Here is a 21,491-nt window from a genome sequence, read left to right on the forward strand (position 1 = left end):
GTGATAGCATGACATACGATGAGGCACTGGCCTATCTGGCCGGATTAAATACCTTCGGGATACAGTTGGGACTGACGAGGATTTCCCGCCTGCTGGAGCTGATGGGAAATCCGGAGCGGCAGTTTAAGTCCATCCATGTGACCGGCACCAACGGCAAGGGCTCGACAACCGCCATGCTGTCTGCCATTCTGGTTGCCAGCGGGATCAAGACGGGGATGTATACATCCCCTCACTTGGTGGATTATACCGAGCGGCTGGCTATTGACGGGCAGCCGGTTGCCCGGGAGGACTTTGCCGCGGCAATCGAATATACCAGCCGTCAGGTGGCCAGGCTGCTGGAGCTGGGTGGGGAACAGCCCACCGAGTTTGAAGTGCTGACGGCGGCGGCCTTTTATTGGTTCGCCCGCTGCCGGGTGGAGTATGCGGTGATTGAGGTCGGTCTGGGCGGTTTGCTGGATTCGACCAATGTGATTATACCGGAGCTTTGCGTAATTACCAACGTAACGATTGATCACATTGACCGTTGCGGCGCCACGGTGGCGGAGATTACCCACCATAAGGCCGGCATTATTAAGGAACGGGTCCCTGTCGTTACCTCCGCCGAGGGGGAAGCGCTGGAGCTGATCGGCCGGACGGCTGCCGGCAAAGCCGCTCCGCTATACCGTTGGGGTGAGGACTTTACCGCGTCTTTTGTCAAGTTCCAGGGGCAACTGCAGACCATCGATATACAGGCCGGTGTCTGGGAAAAACAGGAGCGTTTTGCATTGCCGCTGCTGGGCGCGCATCAGGTAAAAAATGCTGCCGTGGCAGTGGCGGCGGCCTGGCTGTTCAGCCGGCAGGAAAAGCGGGTCAGTGACCGGACCATAAGGGACGGGCTGCTTCAGGTAAGCTGGCCGGGCAGGTTCGAATTTGTCGGAGACAAGCCGGTTTTTGTGATTGACGGAGCACACAATCTGGCTGGTGTACAGGCGCTCAGGGATAACCTGGACAGTCTGTTCCCTGGTCGCCCCATTACTTTTTTGCTGGGCATTTTACGGGACAAGGATGTAGCCGGGATGACGAAAACCCTGATCCGGTCTTGCGACCGGGTGGTAGTAGTGGCGCCGCTTTCCGAGCGGGCCGGTGAACCGGCGGAGGTAGCGGCTCTGATTACGGCCGAATTGGTGAAGACGGCCGACTCCATAGAAGCCGGACTACAGGAGGTTTTTTTACTGGCCGGTGAAAACGGGATTGTCTGTGCTGCCGGGTCACTGTATCTGATCGGTGAAGTGAGAAGAAGGACCTTAAGTGGACAAATTCAGAATAATCAGGTATAATTAGCTAGATATTTATGTGGTTAACTGTTATTCGTCGGGAAGAGTATCGAATATTGAATAATTAAATGGGTGAAGCTGTGTACAAACAATATAGCACTAGTAAATGGATATATAATCTGGACTTTTTTATTGAGCACTGCATTATGGCGGTTGCCTTTTTTTTGCCGCTCTCGCTGGATATTACCAGTGTATTTTTGGCAATTGGCGGTTTTATGTGGCTGGTAAAAATGGTGATTACCAGACGACTGGACACCAAAGCCACTGTTTTCGACGGAATGATTTTGTTTTTTGTCATATGGTCCGGTTTTTCAATTCAAAGTTCGCCTGATCCCGGTTATAGTTCGTATAACTATTTTCAGTTGATGAGCCGGTATGTGCTGCTCTACTATTTGGTGGTCAATCACATTCATTCGCCCGAACAGTTGAAGCGGGTGCTTAAATTGATGGTACTGTCTTCCTGTCTGGTTTCTCTATACGGCTTTTATCAATATTTTCATGGTCTTGATATATCGAAGCTGGACTGGGTGGACGACAGCCAATTTCCCGAACTAAAAACGCGGGTATTTTCTACATTACATAATCCCAATCTGTTGGCTGGGTTTCTGGTTATTATGGCGGCCGTAACCACCGGCATTGTTTGTGGTCTAAAACGAGCGAGAGATAAGTTTTTTTTATCGGTTATTGTTAGCATGCTGGGGCTGTGCCTGGTTTTCACCTATTCACGGGGCGCCTGGATCAGCATACTGGTAGTCATTATCATCTACAGCGTCTTTTACAGCCGCAAGCTTTTCTGGCTGCTGCTGATTATCCCGCTGCTGATGCTCTGCGGTCAGCATACCGCCTGGGAGCGGGTGCTGTCGATCTTTAATCCGACCGATACTTCGTCGTCACTGCGCATGGCTCTGTGGGAAAGTACACTGGCCATGATTCACGACAAGCCGCTGCTTGGAGTCGGCTGGGGAGCCTATTGGCTGGCTTACCCCGACTATGATTTTTACATTCATGATCCGGCGACGACCATTTTCCATGCTCACAACATGTACCTGGCGGTTGCGGCGGAAACCGGTATTCCGGGCCTGCTGGCCTTTATGGGAATCCTTTACGGGCACATGGCGGCGGCCTTTAAGATGGCCGTTCAGGGGAGATCGAAATGGCTGTCTGGCATTATGCTGGGCATGGTGGCGGCGATGGCCAGTATTGTTATTGGCGGCTTGACCGATTACATTTTATTTAATATTCAGATGTCTATGTTGTTCTGGTTGATCAATGGGTTGATTGTCGCCGCTTGGCGCATCCATCACAGCTCTTTTGCCACGCCTTACAAATTTTGAAATGGGGCGGCATAATGGAGGCAGGCGCTATACTTTGGATTGTAGCCAATGAGGCGCCAGGATCGCTCGCCTATTGTTTATTTCTGGAATCTGGACTATAATATAGTACGGTATTCAAAGGTATTATTTTGTAAACAAATGGGTGATTTTTGCCAATTATGAACGAGCTATTTTTTTGAAGTATCCTTATCTTAGGGGGGGAAGTTTTTGAAAGAAGACTCCATCATTATTTCGAAAGCGACGATTGACCGTCTGCCGCTATATTTTCGTACGTTGCGCCTGTTGCAACGGGAAGATGTGGAGATCATATCTTCAGAGGAGCTGGGCCGCCGGCTGGGAATTACGCCGGAACAGATCAGGAAGGATTTGGCATCCTTCGGGCAGTTTGGCAAAAAAGGTGTCGGCTATTATGTAAAGGAACTTTTGCGTAATATTGGCGATATACTGGGACTGCACTGCAATTGGAATTTTGCGATTATCGGTGTAGGCCATCTGGGCTGGGCCTTGGCCAACTATCGACACTTTTCTTCGTTAGGCTTTAATTTGGCAGCGATCTTTGATGTTGACCCCACTAAGATCGGCCTGCATATCAATGGTGTTCAGGTGTTTCACTTGGATGACATGGAGAAAATTGTGCAGGAGAAGAACATTCACATTGGCATTATTGCCGTTCCGGAAGCGCATGCCCAGGAAGTAGCTGATAAGCTGGTGGTGTCCGGCATCCGGGGGATTTGGAATTTTGCGCCCCGTAAAATCCGGGTTCCCGGCAGTATTTATGTTATTGATGAAGATTTGTCCGTCGGGTTGAGCAGCCTGTCTTATTACCTGGCGCGAAAAGTGCCGCCGAAACAACAGATATAATTGTGTATTTTGTATATTTTTTATAATAAATAAAAATTTCACATACTTGGCAGGAGATACGGTATGAATATAGAAGTACACTTAGGAAGAAATATATACAGTATCTAAAACATCATATAAGTAACCTAAGCGTTATGCTGTTATGCTTGGGCCGGTTAGTTATGGCCTTTTTGCTTTGTTTTATGGACAGCAGCATACACCTAGGGTTGTTTTGTACCAACAAAATAGGCCTTTGGTGTTTTTTTATGATAACTTGTGTGTATATGTATTCCAAATAAAAAAAATACTAGAAAAGCACTGCTTTATTCGCACTGCGCGTCCTGAAGGAGCTTTTTCCGTCTGGCTGCGTCAGCAAAATCTTACAATAGTCCAACTATTCCTCCGATTTTGCTCCCTTGCCAGGTGAAAAAATCTTTGTTAGTATCTTGTTAATTCTAAAACGATAAGGTCCCGAGGTACTGGGACGACAGGCCTGTTAAATCAGTGTTTCCCTAGACTAGAATGGGAAGGAGTATGGATATGATTGACATCCAAGATCGCATACGCAACAAAACATTATTAGACAGAATTGTTACTGCTGAAGAAGCGGCGGCAATTATAAAGCCTAATATGAATGTGGGGACAAGCGGTTTTACGCCGGCTGGCTATCCCAAGGCGGTGCCCATGGCGTTAGCGGAAAGAATTTCCAAAGAGCATTTTCAAATTAATTTATGGACAGGTGCTTCCGTGGGCCAGGAACTGGACGGTTCGCTGGCGGCAGTAAACGGAATTGCCAGAAGAATGCCTTACCAAACTAATGGTGACTTGCGTAAGTCTTTAAATAGCGGTAAGGTAAATTATTTTGACCTTCACCTTAGCGAATCGGCTCAATTGACACGCTACGGTTTTTTTGGCGGTAAAGTGGATGTAGCTATTGTTGAAGCCTGTGCCATTACCGAGGAGGGGCATCTGATCCCCACTACTTCGATGGGCAATACTGCGTCTTATGTACAAAGCGCTGATATTGTTATTGTTGAAATTAACACTTCCCAGCCGCTGGCCTTGGAAGGCATGCATGACGTGTATGTGCCGCTTGATCCGCCGCACCGTCAACCGATTCCGATTGTCAAAGTAGATGACCGTATTGGTACGCCTTACATACCCTGTGGCCTAGATAAAATAAAATACATCGTTCCCTGTGATATTCCGGACGATGTACGCGATTTTGCCCCAATTGACGATAATTCCAAAACTATGTCCGAATTGGCCATTGAATTTTTCAAACATGAGATCAAAGCGGGCCGCTTGCCGAAGGATCTGTTGCCGTTGCAGTCCGGCGTAGGTTCGGTGGCCAATGCGGTTATTTCCGGTTTTGTCGATTCGGATTTTAAAAATCTCGAAGTATATACGGAAGTTATTCAGGACGGCATGCTTGATTTGGCCGATGCCGGCAAATTGAAATTTGCCTCGGGAACTTCCTTCTCGCCTTCGCCGGACGGTCAGAAACGCCTGTATGCCAATATTGACAAATACCGAAGCAAAATGATGTTAAGACCACAGGAAATTGCCAACAGTCCGGAGATTGCTCGTCGTATCGGTATTATCGCGATGAATACAGCCATTGAATTTGATATTTATGGACATGTCAACTCGACCCATATTATGGGCAGCAAGATGATGAACGGTATTGGCGGATCCGGGGATTTTGCCCGTAATGCATATCTAACGTTATTCTTTTCCACTTCGGTGGCCAAAGGAGGTCTTATTTCATCCGTCGTCCCTATGTGTTCGCATATAGACCATACCGAACATGATGTCGACGTGTTTATTACTGAACGCGGCCTGGCGGATGTCCGTGGCCTGAGTCCTCGTGAAAGAGCCAGGGTAATTATTGAGAAATGTGCCCATCCTGATTACCAGCCCATGCTGACGGATTACTTGGATAGAGCTGAAAAGGCCACCAAGTTTGCCCATACACCGCACCTTCTGGATGAGGCACTGTCTTGGCATGCTAGATTTTTACAAACCGGGACTATGAAAAAATAAAGCAATTTTAAAGAGGGGGACATAATAGTGAGTACGAGTGTTGAACAGTTGAAAGAAAAAAAAGCAGCCTATGATGCTAAAGTTGAGAAAGCCTTAGCCAAATTTCCTGAGCGGAAGAATCTGGAGCCTAACAGATTGTATACGCCGTTGGACGTTACCGAATTTGATTATGAAAAGGATCTTGGTTTCCCGGGCGAATTTCCATTTACCCGCGGTGTACAGCCGACCATGTATCGCGGCCGTTTCTGGACCATGCGTCAATATGCCGGCTTTGCTACGGCGGAAGAATCCAATAAACGGTATAAGTTTCTGCTGGATGCCGGCCAAACCGGTCTTTCCGTAGCTTTTGACCTGCCGACCCAGATCGGTTACGACTCGGACGATGCCATTTCCGAAGGGGAAGTTGGTAAGGTGGGTGTGGCCATCGACTCGCTGGCTGATATGGAAACCTTGTTTGACGGGATTCCATTGGACAAAGTATCGACTTCTATGACCATCAATGCACCGGCATCGGTTTTGTTGGCCATGTATATTGCTGTGGCTGAAAAACAAGGGGTAACTCCTGATAAATTAAACGGTACTATCCAAAACGACATCCTGAAAGAGTATGCGGCACGCGGTACTTACATATTCCCGCCTAAACCTTCCATGCGTTTGATTACTAATATTTTTGAATATTGCTCGAAGAATGTTCCTAACTGGAATACCATCTCTATCTCCGGCTACCATATCCGTGAAGCTGGTTCCACGGCTGCGCAGGAAATCGCCTTTACGATTGCCGACGGTATCGCCTATGTAGAAGCGGCTATTAAAGCAGGCCTCAATGTAGATGATTTTGCCGGACGTCTTTCCTTCTTCTGGAACGCCCATAACAATGTGCTGGAAGAAGTGGCTAAATTCCGTGCATCCCGTCGCATTTGGGCTAAAGTTATGAAAGAACGTTTTAAAGCGCAAAAGCCCAAATCCTGGATGCTGCGTTTCCACACGCAAACAGCCGGATCCATGCTGACTGCTCAACAACCGGAAAATAACATTGTCCGTGTTGCACTGCAGACGGTAGCCGCTGTATTGGGCGGAACCCAATCCTTACACACTAACTCGAAAGATGAAGCTCTGGCCCTGCCGACCGAAGATTCGGTACGCATTGCACTGAGAACTCAGCAGATTGTTGCCTATGAAAGCGGCATTGCCGATACCATTGACCCGCTGGCCGGTTCTTACTATATCGAAGCTCTGACTAACAAACTGGAGGAAGAAGCCCTCGCTTACATCCAAAAGATTGATGATATGGGCGGCGCTCCTGTAGCTATTGAAAAAGGCTACATTCAAAAAGAAATCCAGGACAGCGCTTACAAATATCAAATGGAAGTGGAAACCAAAAAGCGCATTGTTGTTGGCGTAAATCAATTCCAGATTGAAGAAAAACCGGTAGAAGGATTGCTTCGGGTTGACCCGTCCGTCGGCGTAGGACAAAAAGCTAAATTGGCCGAATTGCGGGCAAAACGCGACAATGCTGTGGTTGAAGCTAAATTGGCAGCCTTGGCTGTAGCCTGCAAAGACGAGCATACCAACTTAATGCCTATTATTTTGGATGCAGTCAGAGCCTATGCAACACTTGGCGAAATCTGCAATGTAATGCGCAGTGTTTTCGGTGAATATGAGGCCCATGTAAGCCTGTAAATAATACAGGTCTTGAGAGTAGCACACTTTAAGAGTAATCATGAGAGGAAGATAGACATGGAAAAACGTATAAGAGTATTGGTGGCAAAACCAGGTCTTGATGGTCATGACCGCGGTGCTAAGGTAGTAGCGCGTGCATTAAGAGATGCAGGCTTCGAGGTAATTTATACAGGACTTAGACAAACCCCTGAACAAATTGCCGAAGCGGCTTTGCAAGAAGACGTAAATGTAGTTGCTTTGAGCTTGTTGTCAGGCGCTCATACTCATCTGTTCCCAAAAGTAGTTAACCTGCTTCGTGACAAAGGGATGAGCGATGTATTGGTGCTTGGTGGCGGCGTTATTCCCGATGCCGACATCCCGGCGTTGAAGGAAGCTGGCGTGGCGGAAGTCTTTACTCCCGGTACGGCCACGCAAACCATTGTCGATTTCATCAACAGCAAATTGAACTAGGTTGTGAATCCCGTGGATATTGTAAAGGATTTATTAGCCGGTTCGCGGCTGGCCCTGTCACGGGCGATTACGGCCGTGGAAAATGAATATGATCACGCTGTGCAGATTATGCAGCAAATTTATCCCCATACCGGTAATGCCTACGTTATTGGCATTACCGGGCCGCCGGGGGCGGGAAAGAGTACTTTGACCGACAAATTGGCACGGGAATACCGTCGCCGCGGTAAGACGGTGGGCATTGTGGCCATTGATCCGACCAGTCCTTTTTCCGGTGGCGCGATTTTAGGCGACCGCATCCGGATGAATGAACTGACTCTGGACGAGGGTGTATTTATCCGCAGTATGGGAACCCGCGGCAGTTTGGGCGGTTTATCGCATAAGACCGGTGAAGTGGTTAAGCTGATGGATGCCGCCGGCAAGGATATCGTGATTGTGGAAACGGTGGGCGTGGGACAGTCGGAAGTGGATGTCGCCAAGACGGCGGATACGACACTGGTTGTTCTGGTTCCCGGTCTCGGTGACGATATTCAGGCCATCAAAGCCGGGATTTTGGAGATTGGCGATATTTTTGCCATCAATAAGGCAGACCGGGAAGGCGTAGATCGGCTCAATGTCGAACTGGAAATGATGCTGGACTTGAATCAGTACAAAGTTGATTGGCGTCCCCCGATCAAAAAGGTCATTGCATCACAAAACCAGGGAATTACCGAACTGGCGGATACCATTGATAAACACGCCGCCTGGTCGGAAGAAACCGGTGAAAGGGTGGTTCGTCGTGGCAAACGGGTAAAAGATGAATTGATTGCCATGTTGAATTCACAGATTGGCCGGTATATTATAAATAAGATGACCGTCTCCGGGGAATTTGATCAACTGATCAAACAAGTGGAAGATCGGGAACAGGACCCGTACACTGCTGTGGATGGGATTTTGAAAGCGGTATTACGCTAAGAAATTGAAAAGGAGGCAAATATAATGTTTGAAGTGCTTAAAGTGGACCATATAGGTATCGCCGTTAAAGATCTGGAACAGGCGAAAAAGTTTTATACCGAAGTATTGGGAATGAAGGCTATGGGGGAAGAAGTTGTTGAGCAGCAAAAGGTAAAAGTCTGCTTTATTCCTAGCGGTGACAGTGAAGTGGAGCTCTTGGAATCGACTGCTCCGGACGGACCGATTGCTAAATTTATTGAAAAGAACGGAGAAGGTATCCAGCATATCGCTCTTCGTGTCGACAACATTGAAAATGCGTTGGCTGATCTCAAAGAAAAAGGTGTTCGCCTGATCGATGAGAAGCCGCGTTATGGTGCCGGCGGCGCCAGTATTGCTTTCGTTCATCCTAAAGCAACTGGCGGAATTTTGCTGGAGCTTTCGGAGCGTAAATAGTTTCATTTCGTAGGAGGTATAAGATGTCAACAGTCCAGGAAAAAATTCAGGACCTTAAAGCAAAACAGGAAAAAGTTAAGCTTGGCGGTGGTGCGAAACGTGTCGAGAAGCAGCATGCTTCGGGGAAATATACGGCACGCGAACGGATCAACAAATTTTTTGATCCCGATACCTTTGTTGAGCTTGACCAATTTGTTACACATCGCTGCGTAAACTTCGGAATGAATGAAAAAGAACTTCCCGGTGAAGGCGTTGTGACCGGTTATGGTACGGTTAACGGTCGCTTGGTCTATGCTTTTGCTCAAGACTTTACGGTGGAAGGCGGCTCCTTAGGCGAAATGCATGCTGCTAAAATTTGTAAAGTATTGGACTTGGCGATCAAAATGGGAGCACCGGTTATCGGTATTAATGATTCCGGCGGTGCCCGTATTCAGGAAGCTGTAGACGCATTGTCCGGCTATGGCAAGATCTTTTTCCGGAATACTCAGGCTTCCGGTGTGATTCCGCAAATATCGGTTATCATGGGGCCCTGTGCCGGCGGTGCCGTATACTCACCGGCGCTGACTGACTTCATCTACATGGTTAAAAATACCAGCCAAATGTTTATTACTGGACCGGCTGTTATTAAATCGGTTACGGCCGAAGAAGTGACTGCCGAACAGCTCGGCGGTGCCATGACGCACAACAGCACTTCCGGTGTGGCCCATTTTGCCGCGGAAAATGAAGATGACTGCATCGAACAGATCCGTTACTTACTCAGCTTCCTGCCCAGCAACAACTTGGAAGAAGCGCCGGTAGTGGCTACGGAAGATGACGCCAACCGTATGGATGAAGAACTGAATACCTTGCTGCCGGATAATCCCAATATGCCTTATGATATGAAAGACGTCATCAGGGCAGTTGTCGATAATGGCGAATTTTATGAAGTTCACGAGCATTATGCCCAAAATATCATCACCTGCTTTGCCCGCTTTGATGGAAAAAGCGTAGGCATTATTGCCAATCAGCCGGCTGTTATGGCAGGCTGCCTGGATGTAAACGCTTCGGATAAATCGTCCCGTTTTATCCGGTTCTGCGATGCCTTCAACATTCCGTTGGTCAACCTTGTGGACGTTCCCGGCTTCCTGCCCGGTACAGATCAAGAGTTCGGCGGTATTATCCGTCACGGTGCGAAAATGCTGTATGCCTATTGTGAAGCCACTGTGCCTAAAATTACGGTCATTACCCGTAAAGCATACGGCGGTTCTTATCTGGCCATGTGCTCGCAGGATTTGGGAGCCGATCAGGTATTAGCCTGGCCGACAGCGGAAATTGCCGTTATGGGCCCTGCCGGTGCCGCCAACATTATTTTCCGTAAGGATCCTGATGTGGCTGCAAAAACGGCTGAATACGTGGAAGAATTCGCTACACCGTATAAAGCGGCAGAACGTGGTTTTGTTGATATCGTTATTGAACCGAAAGAAACCAGACCGCGTATTATCACTGCCTTGAATATGCTGGCAAGCAAACGGGAAGCACGGCCGGCGAAAAAGCATGGCAATATACCGCTATAAGGGGTAGGTGAATGGAATGAAAATTGATGCTAAGGATATAAAGCCTGAAGTCGTGGCTGCGATTGCCGCTGCAGTAACTGCTATGATGGGGACAGGTAACCTGGCAATAAAAATTAGCACAAGTGCTGCCTGGGCAGCTGCGGGCCGTCAAAAATTAATGAATTCTCATTGAGATAAACGGCGTAGCATGTGTTGACTGACAAAATTTAATAATCAACATGGAGGAATTGCGAATGAAAAAGTTTAACATCACAGTGAATGGTACTGCCTTTGAAGTAGAAGTAGAAGAAGTAAAAGCTGCACCTGCCGTTAAGCCTGCCGCTAAACCGGCTGCTGCTCCGGCTCCTGCTGCTAAACCGGCTGCTCCGGCTGCTGCTCCGGCTCCTGCTCAAGTAGGTGCTGGTGATACTGCCGTATCGGCTCCGATGCCTGGCAAAGTGGTTAAAATTGTAGCCGAAGCCGGACAAAAAGTAAAAAAAGGCGATGTAGTTCTGATTTTAGAAGCCATGAAAATGCAAAATGAAATATCAGCTCCCGCTGACGGCACTGTAAAATCCATCAACGTAGCTGCTGGCCAAGGTGTAAAAATTGGCGAAGTTATGGCTGTTATCGGCTAAATAGCTGTCTGACTAAATTGCGTAAAAACGTGCAGAGGTGACTCTGCGCGTTTTTTTGTTCCCTCTGTTGCTGGTGAATATATGGAAAAATAGCGGCGAGTAGGGTATACTGTCAATAGGAAGACATAGTTAAGCGGGAGGCGAGCAGTATGAATAAACAGGAGGCGTTGCGCTTAATCGAGGAAATTGCCCTGTTTGGCAAAGGTGAGAAGGGTATAACCCGCTTGGCATTCAGTGAGTCCGATATACAGGCGCGAAACTATATAATTAAACTTGTTCAGGCTATGGGCCTGCTGGTACGGGTCGACGGAGCCGGCAATATTATCGCCCGTCTGGAGGGGAGCGATCCTGAGCGGGCGGTCGTCATGACCGGCTCTCATTTGGATACCGTTCCCGAAGGCGGTAAATATGACGGAACCTTGGGCGTGGTCGCTGCAATCCAAGCCGTGAAGGAATTGCAAACAAGAGGTACCCTAGCCCATCCGGTAGAGATCGTCATTTTTGCAGCCGAAGAGTCCAGCCGGTTTGGTTTGGCGACTTTTGGCAGCAAGGCCATGACCGGACAATTGCACGTACATACTTTGTCGCGGTTGAAAGATGAAAATAACATTACTTTTAAAGAGGTTATCGAACAACAGGGACTGTCTGTCGCTTCAGTTAAGCAAGCGGCCCGATCGGCCAAAACGATAAAAAGCTTTATTGAATTACACATTGAGCAAGGACGGATTTTGGAACGGCAAAAAAACAGTATTGGCATTGTTGATTCCATTGCGGCGCCGACCCGCTGCAAAATCACTGTTGACGGTGTGGCCGCTCACTCAGGCACTACCCCGATGGACGAACGGCAGGATGCACTGGTTAGTGCGGCTATGATTGTACTGGCTGTACAGGAAATTGCGTTGGCCCAGTCCCATTATGGCACGGTAGCAACGGTAGGGGCGCTTAAGGTTCAGCCGGGTGCGGTTAATGTAGTGCCTGGCCGGGCGGAAATGTGGGTGGATATCCGAGGAATTGATCATGATAGCATTATTGCCACGATGCAGGAGCTTAAGGATGCTATTAGCGCCATTGCCGATGCCCAGGAAACTCCTGTTTCCATTGAAGTTACCTCAGCGGAAAAACCTGTGGCCATGGATGAAGAAATGGCAGAGCTGATTGAAAGTATCTGCCGGGACAAAAAGATAGCTTGTCAGCGCTTGCACAGCGGAGCCGGTCATGATGCCATGAATCTGGCGCATGTGGCTCCCAGCGGGCTTATTTTGATACCTTGTAAGGATGGAGTCAGCCATAATCCGGAGGAAGCCGTGGCAGAAGCCGATATCATGACTGGAATTGAGGTTTTAACGGAAGTGCTGTACCAATTGGCCCGTTAGTCAAGGGGGGCAGTGCCTATAGATGTAAGGCGGCTGGAACGAATCACTATTCGTTCCAGCCGTTTTTTTTACTTTTTAATTGAATTAGCTACTAACCAAGTGGAAAAAAGCCTGTTAACATTTACTGGAGTAGAACAATGGTAGGCTGGTGGTCAGCAACCTGAAGGTAAGCCGAATATCTTTCCTCAAGGCTTCGTTGCATTGGCTTATCTATAATCGATAGACGCGTCTCCTTCGCTTTGCCTTATCGAAAGTTCCCAGAGTTTCATTTACACTTTCAAATTTGCTGAACGACTAGGTAACTGGCAAATATTTTTCGTTGCATTATGTAAACTTTATAGTAGAATAATTATAGAATAGCCTGAAAGGAGAGCAGTATGAAAAAATTAGCCGCCATCGCTTTTCTGATGATGTCGCTTACCATGTTTTCGCCGGCTATTTCCCGGGTACAGGCAAGTGCTTTGGACAGCCTTCCCCAAGTCCTTGTTAAGAATTCGGATAAAATTGACTTTCAGACACTGGCGCAATTGCAACAGTTATTGGAGCAGAATAAGAATCAGGACGTAAAGGACGTATTAAAAAAGCTGGCTATAGAAAAGACCAGCCAGGCTGTAAACCATGCGGCCTTTATTCCCGGCGCGGATACTGCTGTATTGCAGCAAGCCGTTAAAGAGCAAATGGTACAGCGTCTGGACGAACAATTGAAGCCCTATCAGCAGCAGGTTACGCTAATCTCGCAGTTATTATCCCGCAGCGGCGTGCTGCAGCCGGTAGCTGTACAGCAGAATAATTCACTGCCTGGTGCGCCGGATAATTACAAAAAGGTAATTAATATGACTTCAACCGCGTATGCACCAGGAATGCTGGATAACGGCCATTGGGGCAATAAAACGTATATGGGCGGAACGGTGCGCAAAGGCGTAGCCGCTGTTGATCCTGCAGTAATTCCCATGGGCAGCCGCTTATGGATTGAAGGATATGGAGAAGCCGTCGCTGAAGATCAAGGCAGTGCGATTAAGGGGAACCGGATTGATCTGGCCTTTGATGATCGTCAGACCGCCTTGGATTATGGAATTCAATCGACAAAAGTATATATTCTGAATTAACCGGGGTAACCCGGTTTCTTTTTTTATCATAAAGCCCCCGCCTTTAATAATGTTTTTTTCTCTTCTTATCAGGGCTATCGTAGCCAGACTATCTGAAAAGCTTGATACATATATTAGAAAACAGAGTAAAATGGGGGGAGATTGTTTGAGACGGGTTAGAGGGAAGCTGCTGTACAGTGTGGCCATGTTCGTCATTTTGGGAATTATTTGCGGAGTTTTAAGTTTTGAATACCTGGATGAACAGGAATTGGCTGGTATTGACAGCCAGGTAAAGGATAGGCCTGCCGGAGTGGTTAGTATTGTTATAAAAGTACAGGAGCGCACATTAGAAGTATATAGTGACGATCAATTACATAAAACCTATCGTATTGCCGTCGGAAAAAGCAAGACTCCCACACCGATTGGGGAATGGAATGTGGTGTGGAAGTCTTATGACTGGGGTACGGGCTTTGGAACGCGTTGGATGGGCTTGAATGTACCTTGGGGGATCTACGGCATTCATGGCACTAATAAACCTTGGAGTATTGGGCAGTTTTCCAGTCATGGCTGTATTCGTATGCGCAATAAGGATGTGGAAGAATTGTTTGAGTGGGTTCCCATTGGTACTCCTGTACGCATTGAGGGAAGAAAGATCAAAATTTCCCGCAATCTAAAATATCAAATGACTGGATCAGATGTGGCCAGGCTACAGTTAAAGCTGAAAGAGTTGGGCTATTTTGGCGAACGCTCGGATGGAATTTTCGGTATTTATACCGAACAGGTGGTTAAGAATTTCCAAGCGGAGCATGGCCTGGAAGCCAACGGAATTGTTGATAAACAAATGCTGGAGTTATTGGGATTATAATATCAAAAATCAGGTAAAATTTGCAATTTCCAGACGATTGTGATATAATGCGGCTGGAGTCACGCAGTTATAGCAGTGGAAGCTGAATTTATATTATTTATTGGTTATGGGGGTAGAATTATGTTGTCTGTTGAGCAGCAGCTACGCATTATTAAACGCGGTGTTGCCGAAATCTTGCCAGAACCTTTATTGGTGGAAAAACTGAAACGATCAGTTGCTACCGGTGTTCCGTTAAAAGTCAAGTTGGGACTGGATCCTACGGCACCGGACATTCATTTGGGACATACGGTTGTGCTGCGCAAGCTAAAACAGTTTCAGGACCTGGGACATCAGATTATTATCATTATCGGTGATTTTACGGGGCGAATCGGTGATCCTTCGGGAAAATCGGAAACCCGCAAGGCTCTGACCGAAGAAGATGTGCTTAAAAATGCGAAAACCTATGAAGAACAGATATTTCGTGTTTTAGATAAAGAAAAAACAGAGGTTGTGTTTAACAGCTCATGGCTGGCGCCGCTGCAATTTTCAGATGTTGTTAAACTGGCAGCCAAGTATACGGTGGCCCGGATGCTGGAGCGCGACGATTTCAGCAGGCGCTTTAAAGAAGGCCGTCCGATCAGCGTGCATGAATTTTTCTATCCTTTAATGCAAGGGTATGATTCGGTGGCGCTTAAGGCCGATATTGAGTTTGGGGGTACCGATCAGAAATTTAATCTGCTGATGGGCCGACATCTTCAAGAAGAATATGGACAGGAGCCTCAGGTTGCGGCGATGATGCCCATACTGGAAGGGCTTGACGGCGTAAACAAAATGAGTAAAAGTTTGGGCAATTATATCGGCATTAATGAATCGCCAAAGGAGATTTACGGCAAGGCCATGTCAGTGCCTGATGAGTTAATGCTGCGTTATTATGAGCTGGTTACCGATGTGGAATTAGATGAATTGGATCAAATCCGTCTGGGTTTGGAGAATCATACGCTCCATCCCCGGGATTTGAAAATGCGTCTGGCCCATATTCTAGTGCGTCTGTATCATGGTTCGGCGGCGGCTGACGAGGCGCAGGCTGAATTTATCCGGGTTTTCCAGCAGCGTGATTTGCCGACCGATATTCCGGAACATGGCATGGCTAGGGACAGCGAACCGGTTTGGCTGCCCAAATTGTTGGTTACGCTGGGGCTGGCCGCCAGTAACAGTGAAGCCAGGCGGGCAATTGTTGCTGGTGCCGTAAAAATTAACGGTGATAAATTCACCGATCCTGACAGCCAGCTTGTTTTGACTGACGATATGATCGTCCAGAACGGGAAAAGGAAGTATGCTAAAATTAAGCTGCAATAATTAGAGACTGTATCCTTGCGGGGATACAGTCTTTTTATCTTCTCAAATAACGGTTGGTCACACCGTAACATTAGGGAGCAGTCCGTCATATACTGATAAAACAAAGTGACTGATTGGGAACCACTGATTTACTCACATTATGCATCCTGGCGGAGTTTTTCCATCTGGCTTTGTACTAAAACCATTGAGATAGCGGAGCTATTCCGGCGGTTTTACTTTCTTGTCGTTAGAAAAAAAATTTTGCCAGGCTGACAGGTTCATTAAATCAGCGATCCCAGGGTAGGAGGGAGACCGGTGCGGTTTTCCGTTCAAAGGAAAAGAAAAGTATCGCTCGTAACCGTTTGTTTGATCGGGTCTATGTTTTTAATATATACTTTTTGGACAATGGAGCAGTTGTTGAAACCGACACTGCTGGCCATAGCCGAAGCCAAGGCAACCGTCATTGCCACAGAAACCATTAACCGGGTCATTACGGAACAGGTCGGTACCAGTGTAGACCCGCAGACACTGGTCCATGTGAAAGTGGATGACCGGGGCAGGGTGGTATTGATTCAGCCCAATACCCTTGAATTCAACCGGCTGGCCGCCGATACCACCATGAAGGTACAGGAAGCGCTATCGGGAATTTCGGAAGAAAAAATACATATACCTATCGGACAGGTGTTTGGTAGTCAGCTCTTAGCCAGTATGGGGCCGAATATTACCGTAACGGTTATTCCAATTGGAACGGTACAGGTGAAAGTATTTGACAAGTTCGAACAGGCCGGCATAAACCAGACCCGCCATATGGTTTATTTACTGGCAACAACCCAGGTTAGGATTGTTGTTCCGCTGGTTAGCAAAAGCGTGGATGTCACCACTCAGGTTCCGATTGCCGAGTATGTGGTGGTTGGCGAGGTGCCGGGCACCTATGTGCAGTTTCCCTTTCCTTTATCTAATGAAATGAGCGGTATGCATGAAACCGGACAGCAGCCTTAAAGGAAGGAGTATAGGGTATAACCGTTCTCTTAACGATAAAACTTTGCCAAACAAACATAGTTGTGTTAAAATAATCCCTGATTTATATTGTGTGAAGGGGAGAAATAATAGCTATGTCAGGACATTCAAAATGGGCCAATATAAAACATAAAAAAGGAAAAATGGATGCTATCCGTGGTAAGGTTACGACTAAAATCAGCCGGGAAATTACCGTGGCAGCACGCATGGGCGGTGGGGACCCTACAGGCAATATGCGACTCAAGCTGGCACTGCAAAAGGCTAAAGAAAACAATATCCCGAAGGAAAATGTGCAGCGGGCCATTCAAAAGGGAATCGGCGCCTTGGAAGGCAGCAACTATGAGGAATTGGTGTACGAAGGTTATGGGCCGGGCGGCGTAGCTGTTATGGTGGAAATCATGACGGATAACCGCAACCGGACTGCTGCGGATATCCGTCATCTCTTTTCTAAACATGGCGGTAATATGGGCGAAAGCGGCTGCGTTTCCTGGATGTTCAAAAAGAAGGGGCTTTTTGTTATTGAGGAGACGGCCTGTGATGAGGAGACCGTTATGATGCTTGCTTTGGAAGCCGGGGCGGAGGACTTTAAAAAAGAAGAGGATGTCTATGAAATTACTACGGCTCCCGAAGAGTTTGAAGCAGTGCAAAATGCTCTGGAAGGCCAAAATATTCCGACCATTGTCGCACAAATCCGGATGATACCGGACACTACGGTGGAGTTAGGCGATGAGGATGCCGCGAAGCTGACCAAGCTGATTGATATGTTGGAAGACCATGACGATGTTCAGGAAGTATATGGGAACTTTGATTTGCCGGAAGAAGAGGACGAATAAATAAGGCTGTGGCGAGGGATTAGCTGAGAAGCTAATCCCTTTTCGATTAGGGCTTGTTTGTGAATTATATGAAATGTCCCTTGATGGTGCTGCTTGTACCATACTTCATTAAAATTTTTTAAAATAAGGGCCACTATTCCTGCAAAATTTTAATTCATCTGACGCAAAAATCACTCACCATGGGCCACTCCGTTATTTTACAAACAAGTCCTAGTAAACATAATCTTGAGGCCGCGAATACTATATTAAAGACATAGTACGGGAGGTGGTAGGTGGTGGAATGGGATATGGATAACTTCCGCCTTATATCTGGCAAGAGTCTCCGGTTGCAACAGTTAGTGCAACTGATGGAATTGGAAATGACCTATATCAACCAAATATACAAATTGCTCGGCGGCTTGCTTCATGAACCCAGAATAGTCGAACACAGCGGCTTTGGCGAGTTTCTGCAGCAATATTATTTACTGGCGCAGCATCATTTTACCGGTATTGGTTTTAGCAAGGCCTTGGATATGGTTCAGATATATCACTATGCTTTTTTGGAAAATCTGATGGACGATCATGTGTTGGCTGCTGCCGAACATTTGGAAGAGGCTATACGACAATTGGAAACCGTGATGAACGACTTTGGCTTACAACATAATGCCCAGTTGGTACTAATTAGCCAAAGCTTTAATATGGCCGAGGAAGTACAGTTTAAAATTATAGAAGGGATGGATCAACTGCTCAATTTGCTGCGCCATGAACAGGTCTATCATTAAACAAGAAAATAAAGGAAATGGCCGTCGACTTTTGAAGGAAAAAGTTGTGAAATGTAGAAAGTAATTTATAACTATAAGGGCGTGTTTTCAAATTATCCGAAACGCTCCCTGACGGTGACTTCTGCATCATACTTTTGGGAAATAGAGGGCACTATCCCCCAAAACTTAACTTATTTGCACAAAGCTCACTTGTCACTTATCATTCTGTTAGTTTGAAAATACGCCCTAGGCTAACTGTTAGCAATAAGACATTTATAAAATAAAGGTGGATTTTTTATGTCCCGATATACTAAAAAGAAATATAATATTCATGATGTTGTTCCGGGCATGGAAGTAGCGGATATAGTGCTGACTGAGGATGGTAAAGTTGCTTTGAGTGAAGGCGCTACCCTGAATTTTAGCAATATTGAGCGGCTAAAGTACTGGGGCGTCACTTCATTGCTGATCAAGGGCCCGATAGAACCCGGTCCTGAGTTGCCAATTGAACCGCAGGGACCGCTTAATCAACAGCAACAGAGGTTTTTCCAGAAATATGATGTGGCGGTACATGCTATACGGAACGCTTTTCAGAATATGCGCTATTTTAAAGAAGTGCCGATTCAGGAAATGCAGGAACTGGCCGAACAGGCCATTGAACCGCTGGTGGAAACGGTCGGTGTGGTCAATCATTTGCAGATGGCGCCGCGGGAGGATGACTATACCTTCCATCATTCGATCAATGTTGCCGTCATGTCCGGCGTTCTGGGTAAATGGCTAGGGTATAATTCAGAAGAAGTGAAGGAATTGATCCTGGCAGGCTTGCTGCATGATATTGGCAAGACGCAGGTGCCGTTAGAAATATTAAATAAACCGGGTAAGCTGACTCCGGAAGAAATGCAGGTTATGCGGTCCCACAGCACGTTAGGCTATCAGTTGGTTCGATCCATCCAGCAGGTTACCCCGGCGGTTTCCTACGCTGTTTTACAGCACCACGAACGCATGGACGGCAGTGGATATCCCTTACAGGTTAAAGCCGATAAAATCCACCCTTATGCGAGAATTGTTGCGGTTGCCGACATTTATGACGCCATGACTTCCGACCGGGTATATACCAATAAGACAAGTCCCTTTTCCGTGGCGGAAATGCTGGTGCAGGAAATGTTTAATAAACTTGATCCCAACATTTGTACAATATTCTTAAACAATGTCCGTGACTTCTTCCTTGGCAGCATTGTTAAGCTGAGCGACGGCAGAAAAGCGGAGGTCATTTATCTAGGGCAGTTTACCGGCTCACGCCCGGTGGTACGGACCGATGAGGGTGAATTTATCGATTTGGAGAAACGCAAAGATATTGGAATTTTGAATTTGGAGAGCAGGCAAGGGTAAGAATACATGTTTTGCATTTAACGCCGAGTATTGGCGTTTTTTGTTTGTTTCTTATTAATGTTTTTGACGAGTAGAGTAAAAAATGGTAACATTAATAGTTGCAAAATAATAATTGGCTGTGGGGGTGTTGTCATGAAAGCAGTCGTTTTGCTGTCCGGCGGGTTGGATTCCACCGTTTGTATGGCAGTGGCGAAAGAGCAGGGATTTGAATTATTACCGTTAAGCTTTAATTATCATCAGCGGCATAACCGTGAACTTGCTTGTGCCTGCAATGTTGCTGACTACTATAAAGTAAAGCGTCATTTAGTGATAGAAACTAATATGGAAGCAATTGGCGGCAGTGCGTTGACCGATAACAGCATGACGGTGCCGCAAGGGGATATTGCCAGGGAAGACATTCCTTCCACCTATGTGCCTGCCCGCAATTTGATTTTTTTGAGCTACGCCCTGGGGTATGCGGAAGTCAACCGGGCGGAGAAGATTTTTATTGGTGTCAACGCGCTTGACTATTCGGGATATCCTGACTGCCGGCCGGAATTTATCAACCTGTTTCAACAGGTGGCCAACTATTCGACCAAAGCGGCGACCCAGGAAGGCCAAGAAATTTCCGTGGTGACACCGTTACTTCATTTAACGAAAAAAGAGATCGTACAGCTTGGCAACCGTCTGGGGGCACCGTTGGAGCTGACTACCAGCTGCTATCAGGGCGGGGACGCTGCTTGCGGTACCTGTGACAGTTGTCTGCTGCGCCTGAAAGGATTTGCCGAAGCCGGTATTTCCGATCCTATTTTATATAGCAGCACTAGGAGTGAATAGATTGAAAGACGTTCAAAATACAGTGGACCAACGTGGTATTGCCATACAGAAAGTAGGGGTAAGCGAAGTTCATTTGCCGTTTTTGATTAAGACAAAGGCAGGGGCTTTGCAATCGGTGCTGGCCAAAATCAGGCTTAGTGTAAAGCTGCACCAGGATTATCGGGGAACACATATGAGCCGCTTTATAGAAATCTTAAGTGAATGGAGCCAGAAACCTGTATCCAGCCGCGAAATGGAAGCTATTTTACATGATACCTTAGGCAGGTTGGGCGCCGATAAGGCTTATTTGGAAATTCGGTTTAAATATTTCATCGAAAAGGTTGCGCCCGTCAGTCGCTTGAAAAGCGTATTGGATTATGATTGTCTTTTTTCAGCCAGCCTGGAAAAGGAGCAGCCCATTGACTTTTATATGGGTGTAGCGGTGCCCTTCACTTCACTTTGTCCCTGCAGCAAGGAAATTTCTGCCTACGGCGCCCATAACCAGCGCGGGCTGATGAGTGTCAAGCTAAAGCAGGAGAGCGGAAAATTTATCTGGATTGAAGATTTGGTGGCGCTGATGGAGGCACAGGGAAGCTGTCCGGTTTATCCGCTGCTAAAGCGAGAAGATGAGAAATTTGTAACCGAACGTGCTTATGACAATCCTAAATTTGTGGAAGATGTACTGCGCGATCTGGTGCTGGCTTTGCGTGGCTTGCAGGGCATTGCCTGGTTTGAGGTGGAGTGTGAGAACTATGAATCGATTCATAATCACAGCGCCTATGCCAGCCATACGGAAACTATCAAACGTGGCTAAGGCACTACTGATTTATTCCCCCTGAGCGTCTTGGCGGATTTTTCCGTCCCGCC

At 47.0% G+C, this 21,491-nt stretch carries 21 protein-coding genes; all 21 read left to right on the forward strand.

Translation table 11 applies throughout. The features are described 5' to 3' along the window. Window positions 1-8: 8 nt before the first annotated feature. The 21 genes from F3H20_RS00130 to folE2 all read left to right on the forward strand — a co-directional run bounded on the left by F3H20_RS00130 (window position 9) and on the right by folE2 (window position 21,438). Window positions 9-1,316 carry a bifunctional folylpolyglutamate synthase/dihydrofolate synthase gene (locus F3H20_RS00130; RefSeq protein WP_149732976.1) on the forward strand — a complete coding sequence of 436 codons (1,308 nt, stop codon included), beginning with the start codon at window positions 9-11 and terminating at the stop codon, window positions 1,314-1,316. Window positions 1,317-1,459: 143 nt separating this feature from the next. Then, entirely contained in the window at window positions 1,460-2,647 is a 1,188-nt protein-coding gene (locus F3H20_RS00135) for an O-antigen ligase family protein (protein WP_223191537.1), read from the forward strand. A gap of 207 nt (window positions 2,648-2,854) precedes the next feature. Continuing rightward, window positions 2,855-3,508 carry a redox-sensing transcriptional repressor Rex gene (locus tag F3H20_RS00140; protein ID WP_149732978.1) on the forward strand — a complete coding sequence of 218 codons (654 nt, stop codon included), beginning with the start codon at window positions 2,855-2,857 and terminating at the stop codon, window positions 3,506-3,508. 519 nt (window positions 3,509-4,027) lie between these two features. After that, complete coding sequence (locus F3H20_RS00145) at window positions 4,028-5,533, forward strand: acetyl-CoA hydrolase/transferase family protein (RefSeq protein WP_149732979.1); 1,506 nt, start codon at window positions 4,028-4,030, stop codon at window positions 5,531-5,533. A gap of 27 nt (window positions 5,534-5,560) precedes the next feature. Next, window positions 5,561-7,213: an acyl-CoA mutase large subunit family protein gene (locus F3H20_RS00150; RefSeq protein WP_149732980.1), complete on the forward strand. Its 1,653-nt coding sequence runs from the start codon at window positions 5,561-5,563 to the stop codon at window positions 7,211-7,213. A 57-nt stretch (window positions 7,214-7,270) separates the two neighbouring features. Beyond that, window positions 7,271-7,663: a cobalamin B12-binding domain-containing protein gene (locus F3H20_RS00155; RefSeq protein WP_149732981.1), complete on the forward strand. Its 393-nt coding sequence runs from the start codon at window positions 7,271-7,273 to the stop codon at window positions 7,661-7,663. Between the two features lie 12 nt (window positions 7,664-7,675). After that, the gene (meaB, locus tag F3H20_RS00160) at window positions 7,676-8,614 is read left to right on the forward strand and encodes a methylmalonyl Co-A mutase-associated GTPase MeaB (protein WP_149732982.1); all 939 of its coding nucleotides are present in this window, start codon (window positions 7,676-7,678) and stop codon (window positions 8,612-8,614) included. Between the two features lie 24 nt (window positions 8,615-8,638). Continuing rightward, window positions 8,639-9,046 (forward strand): methylmalonyl-CoA epimerase, encoded by a 408-nt coding sequence (gene mce, locus F3H20_RS00165; protein ID WP_091752260.1) that lies wholly within the window; start codon window positions 8,639-8,641, stop codon window positions 9,044-9,046. A gap of 23 nt (window positions 9,047-9,069) precedes the next feature. Beyond that, a complete protein-coding gene (gene mmdA, locus F3H20_RS00170; RefSeq protein WP_149732983.1) occupies window positions 9,070-10,599 on the forward strand; it encodes a methylmalonyl-CoA decarboxylase subunit alpha in 1,530 nt (509 codons plus the stop codon). Window positions 10,600-10,615: 16 nt separating this feature from the next. Continuing rightward, window positions 10,616-10,771 carry a hypothetical protein gene (locus F3H20_RS19790; RefSeq protein ID WP_177173702.1) on the forward strand — a complete coding sequence of 52 codons (156 nt, stop codon included), beginning with the start codon at window positions 10,616-10,618 and terminating at the stop codon, window positions 10,769-10,771. Between the two features lie 61 nt (window positions 10,772-10,832). Next, window positions 10,833-11,216, forward strand: a complete 384-nt coding sequence (locus F3H20_RS00175; protein WP_091752255.1) for a biotin/lipoyl-containing protein — start codon at window positions 10,833-10,835, stop codon at window positions 11,214-11,216. Window positions 11,217-11,365: 149 nt separating this feature from the next. Further along, a complete protein-coding gene (locus tag F3H20_RS00180) occupies window positions 11,366-12,589 on the forward strand; it encodes a Zn-dependent hydrolase (protein WP_149732984.1) in 1,224 nt (407 codons plus the stop codon). A 377-nt stretch (window positions 12,590-12,966) separates the two neighbouring features. Further along, window positions 12,967-13,695 (forward strand): 3D domain-containing protein, encoded by a 729-nt coding sequence (locus tag F3H20_RS20335; protein ID WP_149732985.1) that lies wholly within the window; start codon window positions 12,967-12,969, stop codon window positions 13,693-13,695. 184 nt (window positions 13,696-13,879) lie between these two features. Then, window positions 13,880-14,539, forward strand: coding sequence for a L,D-transpeptidase family protein (locus F3H20_RS00190; protein WP_394349554.1), 660 nt, complete (start codon window positions 13,880-13,882; stop codon window positions 14,537-14,539). A gap of 120 nt (window positions 14,540-14,659) precedes the next feature. After that, window positions 14,660-15,874 carry a tyrosine--tRNA ligase gene (gene tyrS / locus F3H20_RS00195; protein WP_149732987.1) on the forward strand — a complete coding sequence of 405 codons (1,215 nt, stop codon included), beginning with the start codon at window positions 14,660-14,662 and terminating at the stop codon, window positions 15,872-15,874. Window positions 15,875-16,168: 294 nt separating this feature from the next. Then, the gene (gene yunB, locus F3H20_RS00200) at window positions 16,169-16,852 is read left to right on the forward strand and encodes a sporulation protein YunB (RefSeq protein WP_149732988.1); all 684 of its coding nucleotides are present in this window, start codon (window positions 16,169-16,171) and stop codon (window positions 16,850-16,852) included. Window positions 16,853-16,965: 113 nt separating this feature from the next. Then, a complete protein-coding gene (locus F3H20_RS00205; RefSeq protein WP_149732989.1) occupies window positions 16,966-17,703 on the forward strand; it encodes a YebC/PmpR family DNA-binding transcriptional regulator in 738 nt (245 codons plus the stop codon). Window positions 17,704-17,975: 272 nt separating this feature from the next. Further along, window positions 17,976-18,464 (forward strand): hypothetical protein, encoded by a 489-nt coding sequence (locus tag F3H20_RS00210; RefSeq protein ID WP_149732990.1) that lies wholly within the window; start codon window positions 17,976-17,978, stop codon window positions 18,462-18,464. A 276-nt stretch (window positions 18,465-18,740) separates the two neighbouring features. Next, on the forward strand, window positions 18,741-19,829 hold the full coding sequence (locus F3H20_RS00215; RefSeq protein WP_149732991.1) for an HD-GYP domain-containing protein: 1,089 nt from the start codon (window positions 18,741-18,743) through the stop codon (window positions 19,827-19,829). A 132-nt stretch (window positions 19,830-19,961) separates the two neighbouring features. Then, window positions 19,962-20,645 (forward strand): 7-cyano-7-deazaguanine synthase QueC, encoded by a 684-nt coding sequence (gene queC / locus F3H20_RS00220; RefSeq protein WP_149732992.1) that lies wholly within the window; start codon window positions 19,962-19,964, stop codon window positions 20,643-20,645. Between the two features lies 1 nt (window position 20,646). Further along, a complete protein-coding gene (gene folE2 / locus F3H20_RS00225; protein WP_149732993.1) occupies window positions 20,647-21,438 on the forward strand; it encodes a GTP cyclohydrolase FolE2 in 792 nt (263 codons plus the stop codon). Window positions 21,439-21,491 lie beyond the last annotated feature (53 nt).

Source organism: Propionispora hippei DSM 15287 (genome assembly GCF_900141835.1).
Lineage (GTDB): Bacteria > Bacillota > Negativicutes > Propionisporales > Propionisporaceae > Propionispora > Propionispora hippei.